Source organism: Stenotrophomonas sp. JC08 (assembly GCF_052180205.1).
Classification (GTDB): domain Bacteria; phylum Pseudomonadota; class Gammaproteobacteria; order Xanthomonadales; family Xanthomonadaceae; genus Stenotrophomonas.
In genome coordinates this window covers 2,298,544-2,319,092 of record NZ_CP197473.1, presented here as the reverse complement: position 1 = coordinate 2,319,092, position 20,549 = coordinate 2,298,544, and the positions used below count along the sequence as shown (strand labels likewise).

Here is a 20,549-nt window from a genome sequence, read left to right as displayed (position 1 = left end):
TCCAGAGTGAACCGGAGCCAGTAACCAGATGACTCACCGTATTCCTACCCGGCTGTTGGGCCTGTTGGCAATGACGCTGCCGCTGGCGGCCTGTGCGCAGAGCACCGCGCCGGTGGCGCCCGCCGAGCAGGCTGCGCCGGCGCGTGCAGCGGCTCCCGCCCCGCAATTGGTCAGCGGCTTGCCCGACTTCACCCGGCTGGTCGACCAGGTCGCCCCGGGCGTGGTCAATATCGAAGCGACCATCGGTGCCCGCCGCAACCCGCGCATGGCCGGTGGTCCGGATCTGGAGCAGATGCCGGAGTTCTTCCGCCGCTTCTTCGGTCCGGATTTCCAGATGCCGGGCGCACCGGGCCAGCCGGGGCCGGGCGATGGCCCGCGAGGCCGCAGTGCCGGCTCGGGTTTCATCATCTCCAATGACGGTTATGTGCTGACCAACCACCATGTCGTCGATGGTGCCGAGTCGGTCAAGGTCAAGCTCAGCGACCGCCGCGAATACACCGCCAAGATCGTCGGCAGCGATGCCCAGTACGACGTGGCGCTGCTGAAGATCGAAGGCAAGGACCTGCCGAGCGTGCGCGTGGGTGACTCCAATACGCTCAAGCCCGGCCAGTGGGTGGTGGCGATCGGTTCGCCGTTCGGTCTGGACCACTCGGTCACCGCCGGCATCGTCAGTGCGCTGGGGCGCAATACCGGCGGCCAGGAACAGCGCTATGTGCCGTTCATCCAGACCGACGTGGCGATCAATCAGGGCAATTCCGGCGGGCCGCTGCTGAATACGCGCGGGGAGGTGGTCGGCATCAATTCGCAGATCTTCTCCGCCTCCGGTGGCTACATGGGCATCAGCTTCGCCATCCCGATCGATCTGGCGATGAGCGCGGTGGAACAGATCAAGAAGACCGGCAAGGTCAGTCGTGGCCAGCTCGGGGTGATGGTCGGCGAGGTGACGGCGGAAATCGCGCAGGGCTTCAAGCTGCCTGACAGCCGCGGTGCGCTGGTCAACCAGATGGTGCCGGACAGCTCGGCGGCCAAGGCCGGCATCGAGGTGGGCGACGTGATCCGCTCGGTCAACGGCACCGAGATCGCCACCTCGTCCGAGCTGCCGCCGCTGATCGGCGCGCTGCCGCCGGGCAGCAAGGTGCGGCTGGGCATCCTGCGCGATGGCAAACCGCGCGAGATCAGCGTGACCTTGGGCGAGCTGGCCGAGGACGCGGCGCGGCCGGGCAATGCCGCTGCCGGCGTCGACCAGGACAAGCCGCAGGCCGGCGCCAACGCCCTGCTGGGGCTGGATGTTGCCGACCTGACCGCGGCCGAGCGCCGCCAGCTGGGGCTGGAGTCGGGCGAGGGCGTGCGCATCACCGCTGTCAACAGCCGGGCCGCGCGCGAGGCGCGACTGGCGCCGGGCATGGTGGTGCTGCAGGTCGGGCGTACCGCGGTGGGCAGCGTCGCGGCGCTGAACCGGGAGCTAGCCGGCTACAAGAAGGGCGACGTGGTGATGCTGCTGGTCCGTTCAGGTGGCAACAGCGCGTTCGTTGCGGTGCGGGCCGGCGAGTAAGCCGCCCCCGCAGGTCCATGAAGAAGGAGCCGCCTTGGGGCGGCTCCTTTCGTTCAGCTGTCCCAAGGCGCCTGTGCGGGGCAGCGGCCGGGCATGCGATAATGCCGCGTTATCTTTGACGACGCTTCGCGACGCCGCCACCTATGCCCCACGATACGATGCAGTTCATCCGCAATTTCTCCATCATTGCCCACGTCGATCACGGCAAGTCGACCTTGTCCGACCGTATCATCCAGCTGTGTGGCGGCCTGACCGCGCGCGAGATGGAAGCGCAGGTGCTGGACAACAACCCGATCGAGCGCGAGCGGGGCATCACCATCAAGTCGCAGTCGGTGTCGGTGCCGTACAAGGCGCGCAACGGCCAGACCTACTTCCTGAACTTCATCGATACCCCCGGCCACGTCGACTTCTCCTATGAAGTCAGCCGTTCGCTGGCCGCCTGCGAGGGCGCGCTGCTGGTGGTCGATGCGGCCCAGGGCGTGGAGGCGCAGTCGGTGGCCAACTGCTACACCGCCATCGAGCAGGGCCTGGAAGTGGTGCCGGTGCTCAACAAGATCGACCTGCCCACGGCCGATATCGACCGCGCCAAGGCCGAGATCGAAGCGGTGATCGGCATCGACGCCTCCGATGCGGTGGCGGTCAGCGCCAAGACCGGCCTGAACATGGAGGAGGTGCTGGAGGCCATCGTCCATCGCATCCCGCCGCCGGCCGACCGTGGCAGCGACAAGCTGCAGGCGCTGATCATCGACTCGTGGTTCGACAACTACCTGGGCGTGGTCTCGCTGGTGCGCGTGATGCAGGGCCAGATCAAGGCCGGTGACAAGATCCAGGTCATGTCCACCGGGCGCTGGCATCTGGTCGACAAGGTCGGCGTGTTCACCCCCAAGCGCAAGGAAATGCCGGTGTTGCGTGCCGGCGAAGTGGGCTGGATCAACGCCAGCATCAAGGACGTCCATGGCGCGCCGGTCGGCGATACGCTGACCCTGCTGGCCGATCCGGCCGCCGAGCCGCTGCCGGGCTTCCAGGAAATGCAGCCGCGCGTGTTCGCCGGCCTGTTCCCGGTGGATGCCGACGATTACCCGGACCTGCGCGAAGCGCTGGACAAGCTGCGCCTGAACGACGCCGCGCTGCGCTTCGAGCCGGAAAGCTCCGAGGCGATGGGCTTCGGCTTCCGCTGCGGCTTCCTCGGCATGCTGCACATGGAGATCGTGCAGGAGCGGCTGGAGCGCGAGTACAACCTCGATTTGATCAGCACCGCGCCGACGGTGATCTACGAGGTGCTGAAGAACGACGGCAGCATCGTGATGATGGACAACCCGGCCAAGCTGCCGCCGGTCAACCAGGTCGAGGAGATCCGCGAGCCGATCATCCGCGCCAACATCCTCACCCCTGAAGACCACATCGGCAGCATCATCAAGCTGTGCGAGGAAAAGCGCGGCACCCAGCTGGGCATCAACTACATGGGCAGCCAGGTGCAGATCAGCTACGAGCTGCCGATGGCCGAAGTGGTGCTGGATTTCTTCGACAAGCTCAAGTCGGTCAGCCGTGGCTACGCCTCGCTGGACTACCACTTCGTGCGTTTTGACGCCGGCCCGTTCGTGCGCGTGGACGTGCTGATCAACGGCGACAAGGTCGATGCGCTGTCGCTGATCGTGCACCGCAGCCATGCCGACCGCCGCGGCCGCGAGCTGTGCGAGAAGATGAAGGACCTGATCCCGCGGCAGATGTTCGACGTGGCCATCCAGGCTGCGGTGGGGGCGCAGATCATCGCCCGCACCACGGTCAAGGCCATGCGCAAGAATGTGCTGGCCAAGTGCTATGGTGGCGACGTTTCGCGCAAGAAGAAGCTGTTGGAAAAGCAGAAGGAAGGCAAGAAGCGCATGAAGCAGGTGGGCCGCGTGGAGATTCCGCAGGAAGCCTTCCTGGCCGTGCTGCAGATGGACAAGTAACGCTGAAACGGGCTTCGGCAGCGGCGGCGGGGCAAGCAGGCATCGCCCTGGCCTTGCCGGCTTGCGGACAGCCAATTCCATTGCAAAGGAATACGAATGAAATGGTTTGAAATCGCGCTGGTGCTGCTGACCCTGGGCACGGGCCTGGTGCTGTTGCTGGACAAGCTGCTGCTGGCCAAGCGCCGCGCCGCCAAGGCCAGTCTGCTGGACGGCGAGGAGCCGGTGGTCGTCGACTACTCGCGGGCGTTCTTCCCGGTGCTGGCGGTGGTGCTGGTGCTGCGCAGCTTCGTCGCCGAGCCTTACAAGATTCCCTCCAGCTCGATGATGCCCAACCTGCTGATCGGCGATTTCATCCTGGTCAACAAGTTCTCCTACGGTTTCCGCCTGCCGGTCACCAACACCAAGATCATTCCGGTGGGCGAGCCCAAGCGTGGTGACGTGGTGGTGTTCAAGGCGCCGCATGCGCCGGACCAGAACTGGATCAAGCGCGTGGTCGGGCTGCCGGGTGACCGCATCGGTTTCCACGGCGATACGCTGTCGATCAACGGCGAACCTGTGGGCTACGAGCTGCGCGGCGAATATGTCGGCAAGGGGCGGGGTGCGGAGATGACCGGTGCCTCGCTGCTGACCGAGAACCTGCCCGGCCGCACCCACACTGTGCTGGAATGGCAGGGGCGTGCCAGTCCCGCGGGGCAGGGGGACTGGGAAGTGCCGGAAGGGCAGTACTTCGTGATGGGCGACAACCGCGACAACAGCGAAGACAGCCGCTTCTGGACACAGAGCCATTTCCTGCCTGAAGAGAACCTGCGCGGCAAGGCGTTCCTGATCTGGCTGAACTGCGAAGGCTGGTTCTGCAAGGGCAGCTTCGAGCCGTCACGGATCGGAACGGGTATCCAATGAATTCACAATGCGTTTCAGGGGAGATCGCAATGATTCAAAAACAGCGTGGCATGACACTGACCTCGTTCCTGATGGTGCTGATCGTGGTGGCGTTTGCCATCTATATCGGCATGAAACTGATCCCGATGTATCAGGAATACTATTCGGTACGTTCGGCGCTGAAGGGGCTGGCCAACGAACCGGGCAGTGCCGACATGGATCCGTCCAAGATCCAGGACATGTTCTTCAAGCGCATGGACATCAACTACTCCGACCACGTGAAGCCGCAGGACGTGAAGTTCGAGCGTATCGACGGTGGCTGGCGGATGAACGTCAACTACGAAGTGCGCCGCGAACTGATCGGCAACCTGGATGTGGTTGGCAAATTCGACACTTCCCAGGATCTGACCCGCCGCGGTGCCCAATAAGACTTTCCAGCGGGGTGACCCGATCGGTCACCCGTTCCGCGATCAGGGCTTGCTCAAGCAGGCCCTGACCCATCGCAGTGCCGGCGCGCCGCACAACGAGCGCCTGGAATTCCTGGGCGACAGCATCGTCAACATGCTGATCGCCGAAGCCCTGTTCCTGCGCTGGCCGAAGGCCGACGAGGGTGCATTGACCCGCGCCCGTGCGTCGCTGGTGTGCGAGGGTGCGCTGGCGCTGATCGCCCGCACGCTGCAGCTGGGCGAGCGGCTGACGCTGGGTCCGGGCGAGATGAAGTCCGGCGGCCATCGCCGCGATTCGATCCTGGCCGACACCGTCGAGGCGGTGGTTGCGGCGATCTATCTGGATGCCGGCTTCGACGCTTGTCGCGCGCATGTATTGCCGTGGTTTGAAGCCTCGTTGTCCGCGGTGCCGGTCGGCAAGCCGGAGAAAGACCCCAAGACCCGCCTGCAGGAATGGTTGCAGGCCCGGCAGAAGATGCTGCCGGTGTACGAGCTGGTATCGGAAACCGGCGACGACCATGCCAAGCACTTCCATGTGCGCTGCCGCGTGGCCGACCCTGCCGTGACCACCGAAGGCGAAGGCACTTCGCGGCGGCTGGCCGAACAACAGGCGGCTGCGGCCGCGATCGAACAACTGGATCCGAAGTGAACGACACCTCCTCCCATCGTTGCGGCAGCATTGCCGTCATCGGTCGCCCGAATGTGGGCAAATCCACCCTGACCAATGCGCTGGTCGGCGCCAAGATCAGCATCGTTTCCAACCGGCCGCAGACCACGCGCCATCGCCTGCTCGGCATCGCCACCTTCCCGGAAGGACAGCTGGTGCTGGTCGACACCCCCGGCCTGCACCGCCAGCAGAAGCGCGCCATGAACCGGGTGATGAACCGGGCTGCGCGGGCTTCGCTGGAGGGCGTGGATGCCGGCCTGCTGGTGATCGAAGCCGGGCGCTGGGACGAGGAAGATACGCTGGCATTCAAGGTGCTGCGCGATGCGGGCATCCCGGTGGTGCTGGTGGTCAACAAGGTCGACCGCATGAAGGACAAGGGCGGCCTGCTGCCGTTCCTGCAGGAAATCGTCGCCGATCGTGATTTCGCCGCGGTGCATCCCATCTCCGCGCTCAAGCGCAACGGTCTGGAGCCGCTGGTCAAGGACCTGCTGAAGCTGGTGCCCGAAGCCCCGCCGATGTTCGGCGAGGATGAGATCACCGATCGCAGCCAGCGTTTCCTTGCCGGTGAGCTGGTGCGCGAGCAGCTGATGCGCCAGCTGGGCGAAGAGCTGCCGTACGCCACCACGGTGGAGATCGAGCGCTTCGCCGAGGACGGTGCGCTGCTGCGCATCGGCGCGGTGATCTGGGTCGAGCGTGAAGGGCAGAAGGCCATCGTCATCGGCAAGGGCGGTACCCGCCTCAAGGAGATCGGCGCCAAGGCGCGGCTGCAGATGGAACGCCTGTTCGGCGCCAAGGTTTTCCTGGAAACCTGGGTGCGCGTGCGTGAAGGCTGGTCCGATGACGATGCGGCCCTGAAGGCGTTCGGCTACGGCGAATAAGCCCGGGCCGGTGATCGTGGCCGGCGTGCCTGCCTGCTGCGGACCGGGCCTGCGATCGTCCCGGTACCTGTACTGTATTGACGGCTCCCTGGGCGGCGGTCGAAGGGCTTTGCGCCTTCGGCTACCGTGTAGCCTCCTTTCCATTGCCTGTGCCCGCGTGGTCCATGCCCATACGCTTTGATGATGAGCCGGCCTATGTGCTGCATGCGCGGGCATGGCGCGAAACCAGTCTGCTGGTCGAGGTGTTGACCCGCGAGCATGGCCGGATCGGATTGCTTGCACGGGGGGTGCACAGCCCGCGCAACCAGGCCTTGCGCGCGGCGCTGCAGCCCTTGCAGTGGATCCGCTTCGATGCGGTGCTGGGCGGAGAACTGGCGCAGCTGCGGCGGGTCGAGAGTCAGGATGCGGCACCGCGGCTGTCGGGTGAAGCGATGCTGGCCGGGTTCTATATCAATGAACTGGTGCTGCGGCTGGCACCCCGGCAAGACCCTCTGCCGGAACTGTATGACGCCTATTCCACCATGCGCGGCTGTCTGCGCGAAGGACGGCCACTGGCGTGGTCGCTGCGCTGTTTCGAGCGCGACCTGCTGGATGCGCTGGGGGTCGGTTTCGACTGGATGCACGCGGCCGATGGCCAGCCGCTCGATCCGGCGGCCCGTTACCGGCTCGATCCGCAGGAAGGTCCGGTCCGGCTGCTCAGCGAGCGTGGCGGCGAGCGTCGCCGGCTGGCCACCGGCGCGGCCTTGCTGGCCTTGGGGGAAGGCTGTGCCCCGGCCGCGGAGGATCTGGCCAGCCTGCGGTTGCAGATGCGCGCGCTGCTGCTGCATCACCTCGGTGGGCGGGGACTGAAGTCCTGGGAAATGCTCGGTGATCTGAACATCCGCCGCCCATAGGTACGACTCAGCGCAGCAGTGCTTCGACCGCGGTGCTGAACTGCTGCCGGGCCATCGGCGATTCCGGTGCCTGTTGCAGCTGGCGCACCGCCAGCGCCAGCCGGGACGCGCCGACAAAACCGCAACTGGCTTGCAGGCGATGGAGCTGCGAGCGCAGTGCGCCGGCATCCTGCTGCCGGCAGGCCGAGATCACCGCGTCGTGGGTGGAGGGCAGTTCGCTCAGGAACAGCCCGCGCAAGGCGTTCAGGTGCGCCTGCTGGCCGTTGAGTGCATCCAGTGCGGTGGCCTCATCCCAGTCCGGAGCCGCTTGCATGCTGTCCAGACGGCTGGTGCCGGGATTGTGTGCAAGCAGGCTGCGTACCGCGCCGAGCAGTGTCTGAGCGCCCAGTGGCTTGACCAGGACGTCGTGGAATCCGGCCTGCAGCAGCCGTGTGCGGGTGTCCGCGCTGCTGTCGGCGGTGTGGGCCAGCGCGGGAATGTCCGGGTGCGTCTGGCGCAGCTGGCGCAGCAGCGCCGCGCCATCGCCGTCAGGCAGGTTGGCATCGATCAGCCACAGGTCGTGGCGCAGGTCGTTTGCATGCTGTCGGGCGTCGGCGCACGACTGGCTGATATCCACCCGGGCGGGCAGCCGCTGCAGAGCGACTTGAAAGAACTGCTGGCTGGTCATGTCGTCCTCGACCAGCAACAGGCGGGGGATGGAATCCTGATTACGCGTATTCATCTGCTGCCTCCATGTCAGCTATGCCCGCATCTTAGCGGTGGCGCGCCCCACCGCAAGTGGCGGAAGTCGCATCGGGCCGCTTCTGCGACAATGGCGTCCCTTTTTTGTCCGTACCCGTTCGCCACGTGGCCCGATCCAGATCCCGCATAGACAAGACCCCGTTCCAGACCGACATCCTCGAACTGAGCCATGATGGCCGTGGCGTGGCCCGCCGTGAAGGCGCGGACGGCAAGATCACCTTCATCAATGGCGCCTTGCCGCAGGAAACGGTGATGGCCGAACAGAGTGGCAGGAGCCGCCAGTTCGATGAGGCACGCACGCTCGAGGTGCTGAAGGCGTCGCCGCATCGCGTGGCACCGCGCTGCGCGCATTTCGGCGTGTGTTCCGGTTGCGTGCTGCAGCATCTTGAGGAAGGGCAGCAGATCGTGGTCAAGCAGCAGGTGCTGCTGGACAACCTGCAACAGGCCGGCCAGGTCATCCCGGCGACGGTGTTGCCACCGCTGGTGGGCGACAACTGGGGCTATCGCCGCAAGGGCCGCTTCTCGGTGCGCCGCGTCGAGAAGAAGGACAAGACCCTGGTCGGCTTCCGTGAGCTGGACGCGCGTTTTGTCGCCGATCTTTCGCAGTGCCTGACGGTGATCCCCGAAGTCGGTGGCAAGGTGGGGGCGTTGTCGGCCTTCATCGAGACGCTGGATGGCAAGCGCGATATTCCGCAGATCGAATTCATCGGCGGTGATGCGGCGGTCGCCCTGACCGTGCGCCACCTGCAGCCGCTGTCCGAGGCCGACCGGCAGGCATGGATCGCCTTCGGCCAGCAGCACGGCTTTGCGATCTACCTGCAACCCGGTGGCCTGGATACGGTGCAGCCGCTGTGGCCGGCCGAAGGCGTGGCGCTGTCGTTCGCACTGCCGCAGTGGGATGTGGAACTGGCGTTCCGTCCGCTGGATTTCATCCAGGTCAACGCCAAGCTCAACGAGAAGATGATCGCCCATGCCCTGGCGCTGCTGGACGTGCAGGCCGATGAGCGGGTGCTCGACCTGTTCTGCGGGCTGGGCAACTTCACCCTGCCGCTGGCGCGCAGCGTGCGCGAAGTGGTGGGCGTGGAAGGGGATGCCGGGCTGGTGGCACGGGCGAAGGAGAACGCACAGCGCAACGGGCTGGACAACGCACAGTTCTTCGCTGCCGACCTGACCCAGGACCAGCGCGAGGCACCGTGGATGCGGCAGGGCTTTGACAAGCTGCTGCTGGATCCGCCGCGTTCGGGCGCGATCGACGTGCTGCGGCAGCTGCCGCTGGACCAGTTCAAGCGCATCGTCTATGTCAGTTGCCATCCGGCCTCGCTGGCGCGTGATGCCGGCTATCTGGTCAACGAACAGGGCTTCACTCTGGTCAGTGCCGGTGCGATGGACATGTTCCCGCATACCGCGCATGTGGAAAGCATCGCGGTGTTCGAGAAGAACTGAGCACGCGCACATGGCGGTGCGCCGCTGTTGCGGGGATTGGCGGCAATGGATCCGTGCACAGGGCGGCGTGCCGCTCCATGAACAATCCGCATCAACGAGGTGATGGATGGGCATCGAGATCGAACGCAAATTCCTGGTCACCGGTGAGGGCTGGCGCACTGCCGCGCATGCGGTCGTGCCGATGGCGCAGGGTTACCTCAATGCTGTCGGCGCACTGGACAGCGGCGCGCAGAAGGCGTCGGTGCGCGTACGTATCCAGGGCGATGCCGCCTACCTGAACATCAAGTCGTGCGAGCTCGGCCACACGCGCCAGGAGTTCGAGTATCCGGTGCCCGTCGCCGAGGCCCGCGAGCTGCTGGCGCTGTGCGTGGGTGGCCTGGTCGACAAGCGCCGGCATCTGGTCAAGCACGGTGGGCTGTTGTGGGAGGTGGACGAGTTCCTCGGTGACAACGCCGGACTGGTGGTGGCCGAGGTCGAGCTGCAACGCGCCGACCAGCGCTTCGATCTGCCTGACTGGGCAGGTGCCGAGGTGACCGATGAGCCGCGCTACTACAACCTCGCATTGGCCTCGCATCCCTACACGCAATGGAGCGCCTCCGGGCGCAACTGGGCACCATGAAAAAAGAAGGAGTCCCCATGCGCATCGATATCTGGTCCGACGTGGTCTGCCCTTGGTGCTGGATCGGCAAGCACCGTTTCCAGCGGGCGCTGGAACTGATGGGCGACACGGCGCCGCAGGTGGAGGTGCGCTGGCATCCGTTCCTGCTGGCCCCCGAGGCCGATGCCACGCCGGTACCGCTGCGGGAAGCCTATGCGGCCAAGTTCGGTGGTGCCGAACGTACCGAACAGTTGCTGGCCCAGACCCAGTCCGCGGCCCGTGCGGAAGGATTGCCGATGGACTTCGGGAAAGGGCAGGTGCGGGTGACCACGCTGCCGGCCCACCGCCTGCTGTGGCTGGCCGGACGTGAAGGCGTGCAGGAGCCGGTGGGTGAGGCATTGTTCCGCGCCCACTTCGAGCACGGCCGCAATCTGGCCGATCCGCAGGTGCTGGCCGACGCGGCTGCCGCTGGTGGCATCGACGCGGCGCGTGTCGATCGCCTGCTGGCCTCGGATGAAGGACTGGCCGAGGTACAGGCCGGGCTGGGGCAGGCACGGATGCTGGGTATCCAGTCGGTGCCGACCTTCGTCATCAACGGCCGCTATGCCGTGCAGGGCGCGCAGCCGCCGGAAGTCATCGCCGAGGTGCTGGGGAAAGTCATGGCCGAAATGGCGCCGGATACCCCGTCAGATGATGGTGAACAGGGCTGTGATTCCGATGGCTGCAAGGTCTGACGCCGTCGGCGCCATCTGCGACAATGCGCAGCTGCGCCGCGGTTTGCGGCGAACTGGAGCCCCCGCATGCTTTTGATCGGCATCGCCGGTACCGAACTGACCCCACAGGAGCGTGACTGGCTGCAGCACGATGCCGTCGCCGGCGTGGTGCTGTTCAAGCGCAACTTCGCCTCGCGTGGCCAGGTGACCGAGCTGACCGCAGCCATCCGTGCCGCGACCCCGCGGCCGCTGCTGCTGGCGGTGGACCAGGAAGGTGGCCGCGTGCAGCGGTTCCGCGAAGGCTATGCCGACCTGCCGCCGCTGGAAGGCTTCGGCCAGCTGTATGCACGCGATCCGGACGCGGCGCTGGCGCTGGCTGGCGAGCACGCCTGGCTGATGGCCAGTGAAATCCGCGCCACTGGCCTGGACCTGAGCTTCGCACCGGTGGTCGATGTCGGTCATGGCAACCTCGCCATCGGCAGCCGTGCCTTCGCCGAAGACCCGCAGGTGGTGGCCGCACTGACCGCCGCGTATGTGCGCGGCATGCATGAAGCCGGCATGGCCGCCACGCTCAAGCATTTCCCGGGCCATGGCACGGTGCGTGAAGACACCCATGTCGACATGGCGGTCGATCCGCGTCCGTTGCATGAAATCGAAGCGCACGACCTGCTGCCGTTCCGCGCCGGCATCGATGCCGGTGCCGATGCGGTGATGATGGCCCACGTCATCTACCCGCAGGTGGCGCCGGAGCCGGCCGGCTATTCGCCGCGCTGGATCAACGGGATCCTGCGCGAACAGATGGGTTTCCGCGGCGTGGTGTTTTCCGATGACATCGGCATGGCGGCTTCGTTCGCCGCCGGTGGCGTCAAGGGCCGCGTCGATGCCCATCTGGATGCCGGCTGCGACGTGGTGCTGGTGTGCCACCCGGAGCTGGTCGAAGAATCGCTGCAGGCCGTGGCCGGTCGCGCGCTCAATACCGCCGCGCTGCTGGGCCTGATCGCCCATGGCGCCATGGGCTGGAGCGGCCTGCTGGCTGATGCCCGCCACGCCGATATCCGTAACCGTTTGCTTGAAAACACTGGAAGAATCGCCTGATGTCCAAACTCACTCTTGAACAAGCCGTGGCCCAGGCCGACCTGATCGTCGACCGGCCCACCATCGACAAGGCCATCGCCGGTATCGCCGACGCCATCGCGCGCGATTACAAAGGCGAGACCCCGGTCTTCATTTCGATCATGAACGGCGCGCTGCCGTTCGCCGGCCAGCTGGCGCTGGAGTTGGGCGCGCGCGGCCAGGATGCCCAGTTCGACTACATGCAGGCTTCGCGCTACCACGGCGAGACCGGCGGCGAGCTGGTATGGCGCCATCGCCCGGTATCGGCGCTGTTCGGTCGCCGTGTGCTGCTGGTCGACGACATCCTCGATGAAGGCTTCACCCTGCAGGGCGTGCGCCAGTGGTGCCTGGAACAGGGCGCCACCGACGTGCGCATCGCCGTGCTGACGGTCAAGCAGCACGATCGCTGCCTGCCGGACGTCAAGGCCGACTACGCCGGCATCGAATTGCCGGACCGCTTCGTGTTCGGTTTCGGGATGGACGTGGACGAGGCCTTGCGTCCGTTGCCGGCGATCTACGCGATGAAGCAGTAATCCCACCTCACGCCGCTGCGCACAATCGCGCTGCAGCGGCGCGGCAACGGCTGTCCGGCCGGAGTTTCCGCGCTGGACGTCATGACAGGAATGCATCAGGAAACAAGCATGGGAAATATCGCCCTGGCCGTGATCGGCGGTACCGGCGTGTACAAACTCGCCGCGCTCGATGACGTGCACAGCCACGACGTGCAGACCGCTTATGGCGCGCCGTCCGGCCCGGTCCGCGTCGGTCTGTTGAACGGCCAGCGCGTGGCGTTTCTGGCCCGGCATGGCGAAGGCCATTCGATCCCGCCGCACAAGATCAACTACCGTGCCAACCTCGCCGCGCTCAAGCAGCTGGGCGCGACCCGCGTGCTGGCGTTGAACACCGTTGGCGGGATCACCGAGAACTTCGGGCCGCGTGTGCTGGCGTGTCCGGACCAGCTGATCGACTACACGTGGGGCCGTATTTCCACGCTGTGCGAGGACGAAGGCAGCGAAGTGCTGCATGTCGATTTCGGCCATCCCTACACGCCATCGTTCCGTGCCCGGGTACTGGCGGCGGCCAAGGCCAAGGGCGTGGCGATGCACGATGGCGGCTGCTATGGCGCCACCCAGGGGCCGCGACTGGAGACCAATGCGGAGATCGCGCGGATGCGTCGTGACGGCTGCGATCTGGTCGGCATGACCGGCATGCCGGAGGCCGGCCTGGCGCGCGAGCTGGGGCTGGACTATGCCTGCCTGGCGATCGTCGCCAACTGGGCGGCCGGTTGTGGTGATGCGGAGGAAATCACCATGGCAGAGGTGCTGGCCAACGTCGAGGCGGCCTCGTCGGGTTTGCCGACTCTGGTGGGTCAATTGGCGCTGGGGTGATTGTCATCGCGGCTAAAGCTTTGCAATACTCCGGTTGTGCGCTCCATTCAGCGTGCATCAATCCATTCATCGAACAAGGTCTCGCATCACCATGCCGAACGGTACCGTCAAGTGGTTCAACGACGCCAAGGGATTTGGCTTCATCTCACCGGAGGACGGCAGCGCCGACGTCTTCGCGCACTTCTCCGCGATCAATTCCAAGGGCTTCCGCAGCCTGCAGGAAGGCCAGCGCGTCAGCTATGACGTGACCCAGGGCCCGAAGGGTGCCCAGGCTTCGAATATCACGCCAGTCGAGTGATCCACCCGGCTGTGCTGGAAAAACCCCGCTGCGGCGGGGTTTTTTTTTAACCGCTGACGTGACAGGAAAAGACGGTAATGGGTAAAACGCTGGATATCGCCATCGTCGGTTATGGCACCGCCGGTCAGGCACTGGCGGTGTTGCTGACGCGCGATGGCCATCGCGTGCAGGTGTTCGAACAGGCCGCCGCGCCGGGGCCGGTGGGCGCGGGCTTCCTGCTGCAGCCCAGTGGCCTGCAGGCGTTGTGGCAGATGCAGTTGCTGCCGCAGGTGCTGGCCCATGGTGCGGTGGTGCGCCGGCTGTATGGCGAGACGCCGTGCGGGCGCGCGGTGATGGACATGCGCTATGCCGGACTGGATGCGCGGCTGTGCGGTATCGGCATGCAGCGCGGTGCGCTGTTCTCGCTGCTGGATGCGGCCTGGGACAGCGGCGATGCGTTGCACGTGGACAGCAGGATCACCGCTGTCGACGATTCCTTGCAGCGCGTGCAGGACCGGCATGGACGCTGGCACGGGCCCTTCGATCTGGTGATCGCCACGGATGGCTCGGCGTCGATGCTGCGCGAACAGGTGCAGGGCACGCGGCTGGATCGCATCTATCCGTGGGGCGCGTTGTGGTGCCTGCTGCCGCGTGGTGACTGGCAGCACGTCGATGAGCTGCGGCAGCGCTATGTGGCGGCACGCAAGATGATCGGCCTGTTGCCGGTGGGCACGCGGCCGGGGGATGACGAGTCGCGGCTGAGTTTTTTCTGGAGCATGCCACGTGAAGGTTTCCATGCCTGGGAGCAGATGGGACTGGAGCCGTGGCTGGAAGAGATCGGCACCTTGTGGCCGGAGGCGCGCGAGCGGCTGGCAGGCATCACCGTGCAGACGCAGCTGGCACGCGCCAGCTATCGCGATGCGGTGATGGATCGCTGGTATCGCAGCCGGCTGGTGCTGGTCGGTGATGCCGCGCATTCGATGAGCCCGCAGCTGGGACAGGGCGTGAACATGGCCCTGCTCGACGCGATCGCGTTGCGGGATGCACTGCGTGCCGAGGCGGATGTCGAGGTGGCGCTGGCCCACTATCAGGCCCGGCGCAAGGCGCATGCGTGGCTGTACCAGTTCTGGAGCCGCTGGCTGACCCCGGTCTTCCAGTCCGATCGCGACTGGGTTGCGCGGGCGCGTGACGTGCTGTTCCAGCCCATTGGGAAGATGCCCGGCGGACGCGGGCACATGCTGCGGGTGCTGAGTGGCACGCAGCACGGCCTGTTCGGCAAGCTGCCGCTGGAGCCGGAGTTTCTCACCGCGCTGGCGGCGATTGCGCAACGGCCGGCCGCATAACAACCGCACCGGACGCGTGCGGCAGAATCGGGCGACAGCGCACCGAGGAGGCATCGCCATGCCACTGCCGCCGTTTGAAACCCACGTTGTCCAGAACCAGCCACCGCCGTTCATGGACCGAGATCTCTGGCGCGACGATGGGGTATTGCGTGAGGCGGTGCTGCGCGAGGGCGCTGCGGTGTTTGTGGAGGGACTGGCGGCGTACGGCGCGCTGGCTGGCGGCGAGTTGTATCAATTGGGGTTCGAGGCCAACCGCCAGCGTCCGCAACTGCGCACGCACGATGCGCAAGGCAACCGGATCGACAGCGTCGATTTCCACCCGGCCTATCACCGGCTGATGCACTACGGCAAAGCCCAGGGTGTGGCGGGCTTGTCCTGGCAGTCGGCACAGCCCGGTGCGCATGTCGCCCGCGCAGCGCTCAGCTATCTGCATCACCAGGCCGAAGCCGGCACCAGCTGCCCGCTGACGATGACCCATGCCGCGGTGCCGGTGTTGCGGCAGTCGCCGGCGCTGGCCGGCTGGGCAAGGAAGGCGGCGGCACCGGTCTACGACCCGCGCGATGTGCCGGTCAGCGACAAGGCCGGCATCACCGTCGGCATGGGCATGACCGAGAAACAGGGGGGCTCGGATGTGCGCGCCAACACCACCACGGCCACACCGCTGGCGACTTCCGGGGAATACCGCCTGGTCGGGCACAAATGGTTCTTCTCCGCGCCGATGTCCGATGGCTGGCTGGTGCTGGCGCAGGCACCCGATGGCCTGAGCTGCTTCCTGAGGCGCAACGACTTCCGCCTGATGCGGCTGAAGGACAAGCTCGGCGACTGGGCCAACGCCTCCAGCGAGGTCGAGTTCTGCGGCGCATGGGCGCAGCGTGTGGGCGAGGAGGGGCGCGGGGTTGCCACCATCATCGAGATGGTGATGCTGACCCGGCTGGACTGCATGCTCGGCTCGGCGGCGCAGATGCGCATGGCACTGGCGCAGGCGCTGCATTACGCCCGCCATCGGCGCAGTTTCGGCAAGCGGCTGGTCGAGCATCCGCTGATGACCAATGTGTTGGCCGATCTGGCGTTGGAATCGGAAGCGGCCACCACCTTCGCGCTGCGCGTGGCACGCGCGGTGGATGCGGCCGAGCTCGATCCCCGGCAGGCCGCATTCGCGCGGATCGCCACCGCGCTGGGCAAATTCTGGATCTGCAAGCGCGCACCCACTTTCATCAACGAGGCGCAGGAATGCCTCGGCGGTGCCGGCTATATCGAGGAGTCGATGCTGCCGCGGCTGTACCGGCAGGCGCCGCTCAATTCGATCTGGGAAGGCAGCGGCAACCTGCAATGCCTGGACGTGTTGCGGGCGTTGCAGCGGGAGCCGGCAACCCGCACGGCGTTGCTGCGCGAGCTGGAGCACGCGCAGGGCCGGTATCCCGGCTATGACGCGGCATTGCAACGAGGCCAACGGATGCTGGCCGATCCACGACCCGATGAAGGTGCGGCACGGCAGATCGCAGCGGCATTGGCGACCCTGCTGCAGGCCGCGGCACTGCTGCGTGCGGACAGCCCGTCCGCGATGCCCTTCATTGCCGCGCGGCTGGCGGAATCCGCACCAGGGCCGTGCTACGGCATGCTGCCGGCGAGCCTGCCGTTTGCCAGGCTGTTTGAACGCGCGTTGCCGACGGACTGATCAGCCGTTGCCGTCGAGGTGGCTGTCAAAGCGCACCACCCGGTTGCGGCCGGTGCGCTTGGCCCGGTACAGCGCCGTATCGGCCTTGCGCAACAAGGTCAGGCCGGCCACGCCATCATCCGGGTAGGTGGCCACGCCCAGCGACACGGTGACCGGTGGCAGGGGCTTGCCATTGAACGTCACCGACAGCTGTGACACCGCCAGCCGCAGCTCCTCGGCATAGCGCTCGGCGGCCGGACCATCGGTCTCGGGCAGGATCAGGGTGAATTCCTCGCCGCCGTAACGGCAGGCGATGTCCTCGCCGCGAACGCGCGAGGAGAGCAGTTCCCCCAGCGCCGCCAGCAGGGCATCGCCACCGCTGTGGCCCTGGGTGTCGTTGAAATTCTTGAAGTGGTCCAGGTCCAGCATCAGCACCGACAGCGGCAGCCTGCGGCGTCCGCAGCGGGCCAGTTCGCGGGTCAGCGACTCTTCCAGATAGCGGCGGTTGTACAGCCCGGTCAGCGGATCGCGGATGGACTGCAGCGCAGCGATTCGCGCAGCCGCAGATTGCTCAGCGCCAGTGACAGCTGCTCCATCGCCGATTCGGCAATGGCCAGTCGCGGCAGCGGGCCGGGACCTTGCCCGCACAGGAACAGGAAGCCGATCTGGGTGCCCTGTGCCGACATCGGGATGCAGGCAGTGGTGATGCACGCATCCGCGGCCGGTGCGGCGATGTGCGGGCAGCTGGCATCGTGGCGCAGGTCGTCGATCACATGCGGCTGACTGCGACGGATCGCCCAGCAGTCGCCTGGCGCGAGGAAGGTTGCCGTTTCCACCAGTGGCGTGCCCCAGCTGACGAGGCTCTCGGCGTGGTCATTGGACGCGCGCAGCAGGTAGACCGTGCCGGCGGTGCCGGGAAGCAGCGCTTCCAGCGTACGCGCGGTGATCTCCAGCGCCTCTTCCGGATTGGCACAACTCTGCAGCAGGCCGGTGTAGCGGCCCAGCGTGTGCAGGTCCGCGCTGGCCCGCTCCATCTGTTCCAGGCTGGCGCTCAATTGCTGGCTGGCACTGGCGGCGCGTTTCTCCGCACGGCTGCGCCGGTTGAGTTCCGAAAGCAGGATGCCGTAGCCCGAGATCAGCACGATCAGCCCGAACGGAATACCGGCCAGTGCCAGTCCCAGCAGCAGGTCGGCACTGCGACGCGAACTGGCTGCGCGCTGGACCAGCAGTTCCTGTTCCAGGCTCACCATGGTCAGTGCCTGTTCGCGGATCGCGCTGGTGGTGCGGAAGGCGTTCTGGCTGATCGCCGCGCGTGCCGGCTCCAGTCCCTGCCGGTCGTAGATGTCGACCACGTGCTGGATCTGCGACAACCGGCGCTGTGCCAGCGCCTCCAGTTTCTGGGCGTTGCGTACCTGCTGGGGGTTGTCGTGCAGTGCCCTGGTCAGGTTGGACAGCAGCACCGGCACCCGCTCCACGCTCATCTGGTAGTCCAGCAGATAGGCCTCGCTGCCGGTGAGCAGGTAGCCGCGCTCGGCGGACTCGGCATCCAGCATCCTGGCCTGGATTTCATCGATGCGGCCGATCACCTCGTGGGTGCTGGCGACCTGCTGCGCATCGTCGATGAAGTGGCGGGCACCGATGAAGACGCCGATGCCAATACCGATGAAGACGAGTGCCGAAAATGCCAGTGCAACCTTGCTGCCTTTACGCTGCTGCATCGCTACCTTGACCGGGAAAGTGGGAATCGAGGGAATCCACCTGCGCGCCGCTATCCGTGTTCGGAGCGGCGATGTTCCGGCCCGTATGGCCGTGCGGCATCCATCACTGAATGGCGCACGGCCAGTCTATCAATGCTTGGCGTCGTGGGCTTCCTCGCGTGCTTTCCGGGCCATCGCCTCGGCCTCGTCGGCGGCCCGTTCCAGCGCCTGCCTGGAGTCGTCGGCAGCTGCACGGGTGGCTTCGGCGGCCCGGTCGGCGGCATCGCGCGCATTTTCCGCGGCCGAGTCACCGGCATGGCGCGCGGCTTCGGCGGCATGGTCGGCGGCGGCCGCCGCATCGCGTTTGGCCTGTTCCGCATTGGGGTCATTGCAGGCGACCAGTGCCAGCATCAGGCCACCTGTCAGCAGCGGGGCAAGAATCTTCATCGAACTCTCCAATGTCGGGATGACGGCTGCAGCGTAGAGCGATGCGGATTCAGAATTTGTCAATGCGCGGCAACCGGCCATGAATCGCGTGCAAAGAAAAAGCCGCTGGCGAACCAGCGGCTTCTCCTGACGTGCGTTGAAGCAGCAGATTACTGCTTGGCTTCCTCAGCGGCGTCCTTGGCTTCGGCAGCCACGTCTTCAGCAGCCTTGGCGGTGTCGGCAGCGGCTTCGGCAGCAGCGTCGGTGGCGGCGCCAGCGGCGTCAGCAGCAGCGGCACCGGCGGTGTCGGCAGCGGTGGCGGCGGTGTCGGCAGCAGCCTGGGCAGCGTCAGCGGTGGCGTCGCCAGCAGCAGCGGCCTGGTCGGCAGCGACCTGCGCGTCAGCAGCGGCTTCGTTGGCCGAAGCAGCGGCGTCCTGGGCAGCTTCCTGCTGCGAGCAGGCGGCCAAGGCCAGGCCCAGGGTCATAGCGATCAGCAGCTTGTTGATGCTCATTGGTGAATCCTCGTCGTGGAAATTGGGCAACGCGCCATTGCGCGCCGGGAACATGATGACAATCCCATTTCGACTGTCAAGCGACTACGCATTCATATTTCGAAAAATCTTGAATTTTCCAGTCAAATCAGCTCGATAGCGATGGCCGTCGCTTCGCCGCCACCGATGCAAAGTGATGCGATGCCACGCTTGAGGCCGCGTGTGCGCAAGGCGTTTACCAGCGTGACGACCAGTCGGGCACCCGATGCACCGATCGGATGACCGAGTGCGCAGGCACCGCCATTGACGTTGACCTTTTCATGCGCAATGCCCAGTTCGCGGATCGGTGCCATCGCCACCACGGCGAAGGCTTCGTTGATTTCGAACAGGTCCACGTCGGCGATGGTCCAGCCGGCTTTTTCCAGCACTTTGGTGATCGCGCCGATCGGTGCGGTGGTGAACCATTCCGGCTCCTGCGAGAACGTGGCATGGGCGGCGATACGTGCCAGCGGCTGTACGCCGCGCTTGGCCGCATCGTCGGCCGAGAGCAGCACCACGGCGGCGGCGCCGTCGGAAATGCTGGAGGAACTGGCGGCGGTGACGCTGCCATCCTTCTTGAACGCCGGACGCAGGGTCGGGATCTTGGCGATGTCCGACTTGCCCGGCTGTTCGTCCTGGTCGAATTCGACCTCGCCCTTGCGGGTGGCGACCTTCACCGCGACGATTTCATCGGCGAACGCACCGCTGGCCTGCGCGGCCTGCGCACGCTTGACCGATTCGATCGAGTACGCGTCCTGCTCCTCGCGGGTGAAGCCGAACTTGCTGACGGTGGCCTCGGCGAACACGCCCATCGACTGGCCGTCGTACGGGTTGGTCAAGCCGTCCCAGGCCATGTGGTCGACCGCCTGGAAATTGCCGTAGCGGTTGCCGGTGCGCGAATTGGGCAGCATGTGCGGGGCGTTGGACATGGATTCCATGCCGCCGGCAACCACGATGCTGGCCGAGCCGGCCTTGATGAGATCGTGACCGAGCATGATCGCCTTCATGCCCGAGCCGCAGACCTTGTTGAGGGTGGTGGCGCCGGCACTGGTCGGCAGGCCGGCCGCCAGCGATGCCTGGCGCGCCGGCGCCTGGCCGAGGTTGGCCGGCAGCACGCAGCCCATGATCACTTCGGAGACGTCGGCGGCGGCAACGCCGGACTGCGCCATCGCCGCACGGATGGCGGTCGCGCCGAGGGTCGGAGTGGGGACGCCATTGAACTGGCCGAGGAAGGAGCCGATGGCGGTGCGTTTGGCGGCGGCGATGACGATGTCGGACATGAGCAATCTCGGTTATAGCTTGCGGCAATTATCGAATTCCCCCGCAGGTGCGCCCATTGGACCAACGGCACATCCCGGGAGA

General features: G+C 66.1%; 20 protein-coding genes and 1 pseudogene. 16 read left to right on the top strand and 5 right to left on the bottom strand.

Annotated features, from left to right (window positions below; genetic code table 11):
* Positions 1 to 28 precede the first annotated feature (28 nt).
* From ACSBPQ_RS10665 to recO, 7 genes are all read left to right on the top strand, one after another.
* On the top strand, positions 29 to 1,552 hold the full coding sequence (locus ACSBPQ_RS10665; RefSeq protein ID WP_442682126.1) for a DegQ family serine endoprotease: 1,524 nt from the start codon (positions 29 to 31) through the stop codon (positions 1,550 to 1,552).
* Positions 1,553 to 1,710: 158 nt separating this feature from the next.
* Positions 1,711 to 3,501, top strand: a complete 1,791-nt coding sequence (gene lepA / locus ACSBPQ_RS10660; protein ID WP_442684570.1) for a translation elongation factor 4 — start codon at positions 1,711 to 1,713, stop codon at positions 3,499 to 3,501.
* 96 nt (positions 3,502 to 3,597) lie between these two features.
* Positions 3,598 to 4,401, top strand: a complete 804-nt coding sequence (lepB, locus tag ACSBPQ_RS10655; protein ID WP_442682125.1) for a signal peptidase I — start codon at positions 3,598 to 3,600, stop codon at positions 4,399 to 4,401.
* Positions 4,402 to 4,430: 29 nt separating this feature from the next.
* Positions 4,431 to 4,808, top strand: a complete 378-nt coding sequence (locus tag ACSBPQ_RS10650) for a DUF4845 domain-containing protein (protein WP_442682124.1) — start codon at positions 4,431 to 4,433, stop codon at positions 4,806 to 4,808.
* Complete coding sequence (rnc, locus tag ACSBPQ_RS10645; protein WP_442682123.1) at positions 4,798 to 5,475, top strand: ribonuclease III; 678 nt, start codon at positions 4,798 to 4,800, stop codon at positions 5,473 to 5,475. Before ACSBPQ_RS10650 ends, rnc begins: the two co-directional genes overlap by 11 nt.
* A complete protein-coding gene (gene era, locus ACSBPQ_RS10640; protein WP_442682122.1) occupies positions 5,472 to 6,371 on the top strand; it encodes a GTPase Era in 900 nt (299 codons plus the stop codon). The genes rnc and era overlap by 4 nt, the downstream gene beginning before the upstream one ends.
* A gap of 164 nt (positions 6,372 to 6,535) precedes the next feature.
* On the top strand, positions 6,536 to 7,264 hold the full coding sequence (gene recO / locus ACSBPQ_RS10635; protein ID WP_442682121.1) for a DNA repair protein RecO: 729 nt from the start codon (positions 6,536 to 6,538) through the stop codon (positions 7,262 to 7,264).
* Between the two features lie 7 nt (positions 7,265 to 7,271).
* Here recO and ACSBPQ_RS10630 read toward each other — a convergent pair whose 3' ends face one another.
* Entirely contained in the window at positions 7,272 to 7,985 is a 714-nt protein-coding gene (locus ACSBPQ_RS10630) for a response regulator (protein ID WP_442682120.1), read from the bottom strand.
* Between the two features lie 125 nt (positions 7,986 to 8,110).
* Between ACSBPQ_RS10630 and rlmD the strand changes: the two genes are divergently transcribed.
* From rlmD to ACSBPQ_RS10585, 9 genes are all read left to right on the top strand, one after another.
* Positions 8,111 to 9,448, top strand: coding sequence for a 23S rRNA (uracil(1939)-C(5))-methyltransferase RlmD (gene rlmD, locus ACSBPQ_RS10625; RefSeq protein WP_442682119.1), 1,338 nt, complete (start codon positions 8,111 to 8,113; stop codon positions 9,446 to 9,448).
* 106 nt (positions 9,449 to 9,554) lie between these two features.
* Positions 9,555 to 10,067, top strand: a complete 513-nt coding sequence (locus ACSBPQ_RS10620; RefSeq protein WP_442682118.1) for a CYTH domain-containing protein — start codon at positions 9,555 to 9,557, stop codon at positions 10,065 to 10,067.
* Positions 10,068 to 10,084: 17 nt separating this feature from the next.
* Positions 10,085 to 10,780, top strand: a complete 696-nt coding sequence (locus tag ACSBPQ_RS10615) for a DsbA family oxidoreductase (protein ID WP_442682117.1) — start codon at positions 10,085 to 10,087, stop codon at positions 10,778 to 10,780.
* Positions 10,781 to 10,846: 66 nt separating this feature from the next.
* Positions 10,847 to 11,854, top strand: a complete 1,008-nt coding sequence (gene nagZ, locus ACSBPQ_RS10610) for a beta-N-acetylhexosaminidase (protein ID WP_442682116.1) — start codon at positions 10,847 to 10,849, stop codon at positions 11,852 to 11,854.
* The gene (locus ACSBPQ_RS10605) at positions 11,854 to 12,405 is read left to right on the top strand and encodes a hypoxanthine-guanine phosphoribosyltransferase (RefSeq protein WP_442682115.1); all 552 of its coding nucleotides are present in this window, start codon (positions 11,854 to 11,856) and stop codon (positions 12,403 to 12,405) included. Before nagZ ends, ACSBPQ_RS10605 begins: the two co-directional genes overlap by 1 nt.
* A gap of 108 nt (positions 12,406 to 12,513) precedes the next feature.
* Positions 12,514 to 13,260 carry an S-methyl-5'-thioinosine phosphorylase gene (locus tag ACSBPQ_RS10600; protein ID WP_442682114.1) on the top strand — a complete coding sequence of 249 codons (747 nt, stop codon included), beginning with the start codon at positions 12,514 to 12,516 and terminating at the stop codon, positions 13,258 to 13,260.
* Positions 13,261 to 13,351: 91 nt separating this feature from the next.
* Positions 13,352 to 13,558: a transcription antiterminator/RNA stability regulator CspE gene (gene cspE / locus ACSBPQ_RS10595; RefSeq protein ID WP_003488188.1), complete on the top strand. Its 207-nt coding sequence runs from the start codon at positions 13,352 to 13,354 to the stop codon at positions 13,556 to 13,558.
* Positions 13,559 to 13,635: 77 nt separating this feature from the next.
* Positions 13,636 to 14,880 (top strand): FAD-dependent oxidoreductase, encoded by a 1,245-nt coding sequence (locus ACSBPQ_RS10590; RefSeq protein ID WP_442682113.1) that lies wholly within the window; start codon positions 13,636 to 13,638, stop codon positions 14,878 to 14,880.
* A gap of 58 nt (positions 14,881 to 14,938) precedes the next feature.
* Positions 14,939 to 16,555 (top strand): acyl-CoA dehydrogenase family protein, encoded by a 1,617-nt coding sequence (locus ACSBPQ_RS10585; RefSeq protein ID WP_442682112.1) that lies wholly within the window; start codon positions 14,939 to 14,941, stop codon positions 16,553 to 16,555.
* On the opposite strand, the pseudogene ACSBPQ_RS10580 reads toward ACSBPQ_RS10585, so the two are convergent.
* The 4 genes and pseudogenes from ACSBPQ_RS10580 to ACSBPQ_RS10565 all read right to left on the bottom strand — a co-directional run bounded on the left by ACSBPQ_RS10580 (position 16,556) and on the right by ACSBPQ_RS10565 (position 20,467).
* Positions 16,556 to 18,252: pseudogene (locus ACSBPQ_RS10580) on the bottom strand (diguanylate cyclase).
* Between the two features lie 129 nt (positions 18,253 to 18,381).
* On the bottom strand, positions 18,382 to 18,678 hold the full coding sequence (locus ACSBPQ_RS10575) for a hypothetical protein (RefSeq protein WP_442682111.1): 297 nt from the start codon (positions 18,676 to 18,678) through the stop codon (positions 18,382 to 18,384).
* Between the two features lie 149 nt (positions 18,679 to 18,827).
* A complete protein-coding gene (locus ACSBPQ_RS10570; protein WP_442682110.1) occupies positions 18,828 to 19,169 on the bottom strand; it encodes a hypothetical protein in 342 nt (113 codons plus the stop codon).
* Positions 19,170 to 19,291: 122 nt separating this feature from the next.
* Positions 19,292 to 20,467 (bottom strand): thiolase family protein, encoded by a 1,176-nt coding sequence (locus tag ACSBPQ_RS10565; protein ID WP_442682109.1) that lies wholly within the window; start codon positions 20,465 to 20,467, stop codon positions 19,292 to 19,294.
* Positions 20,468 to 20,549: the final 82 nt, after the last annotated feature.

What these genes read in the sequence shown, in the direction of transcription:
- ACSBPQ_RS10665 (WP_442682126.1), top strand. Translation starts at nt 29, where the DNA reads ATGACTCACCGTATTCCTACCCGGCTGTTGGGCCTGTTGGCAATGACG.
- lepA (WP_442684570.1), top strand. Translation starts at nt 1,711, where the DNA reads ATGCAGTTCATCCGCAATTTCTCCATCATTGCCCACGTCGATCACGGC.
- lepB (WP_442682125.1), top strand. Translation starts at nt 3,598, where the DNA reads ATGAAATGGTTTGAAATCGCGCTGGTGCTGCTGACCCTGGGCACGGGC.
- ACSBPQ_RS10650 (WP_442682124.1), top strand. Translation starts at nt 4,431, where the DNA reads ATGATTCAAAAACAGCGTGGCATGACACTGACCTCGTTCCTGATGGTG.
- recO (WP_442682121.1), top strand. Translation starts at nt 6,536, where the DNA reads ATGCCCATACGCTTTGATGATGAGCCGGCCTATGTGCTGCATGCGCGG.
- ACSBPQ_RS10630 (WP_442682120.1), bottom strand. Translation starts at nt 7,985, where the DNA reads ATGAATACGCGTAATCAGGATTCCATCCCCCGCCTGTTGCTGGTCGAG.
- ACSBPQ_RS10620 (WP_442682118.1), top strand. Translation starts at nt 9,555, where the DNA reads ATGGGCATCGAGATCGAACGCAAATTCCTGGTCACCGGTGAGGGCTGG.
- ACSBPQ_RS10615 (WP_442682117.1), top strand. Translation starts at nt 10,085, where the DNA reads ATGCGCATCGATATCTGGTCCGACGTGGTCTGCCCTTGGTGCTGGATC.
- nagZ (WP_442682116.1), top strand. Translation starts at nt 10,847, where the DNA reads ATGCTTTTGATCGGCATCGCCGGTACCGAACTGACCCCACAGGAGCGT.
- ACSBPQ_RS10605 (WP_442682115.1), top strand. Translation starts at nt 11,854, where the DNA reads ATGTCCAAACTCACTCTTGAACAAGCCGTGGCCCAGGCCGACCTGATC.
- ACSBPQ_RS10600 (WP_442682114.1), top strand. Translation starts at nt 12,514, where the DNA reads ATGGGAAATATCGCCCTGGCCGTGATCGGCGGTACCGGCGTGTACAAA.
- cspE (WP_003488188.1), top strand. Translation starts at nt 13,352, where the DNA reads ATGCCGAACGGTACCGTCAAGTGGTTCAACGACGCCAAGGGATTTGGC.
- ACSBPQ_RS10590 (WP_442682113.1), top strand. Translation starts at nt 13,636, where the DNA reads ATGGGTAAAACGCTGGATATCGCCATCGTCGGTTATGGCACCGCCGGT.
- ACSBPQ_RS10585 (WP_442682112.1), top strand. Translation starts at nt 14,939, where the DNA reads ATGCCACTGCCGCCGTTTGAAACCCACGTTGTCCAGAACCAGCCACCG.
- ACSBPQ_RS10575 (WP_442682111.1), bottom strand. Translation starts at nt 18,678, where the DNA reads ATGAAGATTCTTGCCCCGCTGCTGACAGGTGGCCTGATGCTGGCACTG.
- ACSBPQ_RS10570 (WP_442682110.1), bottom strand. Translation starts at nt 19,169, where the DNA reads ATGAGCATCAACAAGCTGCTGATCGCTATGACCCTGGGCCTGGCCTTG.
- ACSBPQ_RS10565 (WP_442682109.1), bottom strand. Translation starts at nt 20,467, where the DNA reads ATGTCCGACATCGTCATCGCCGCCGCCAAACGCACCGCCATCGGCTCC.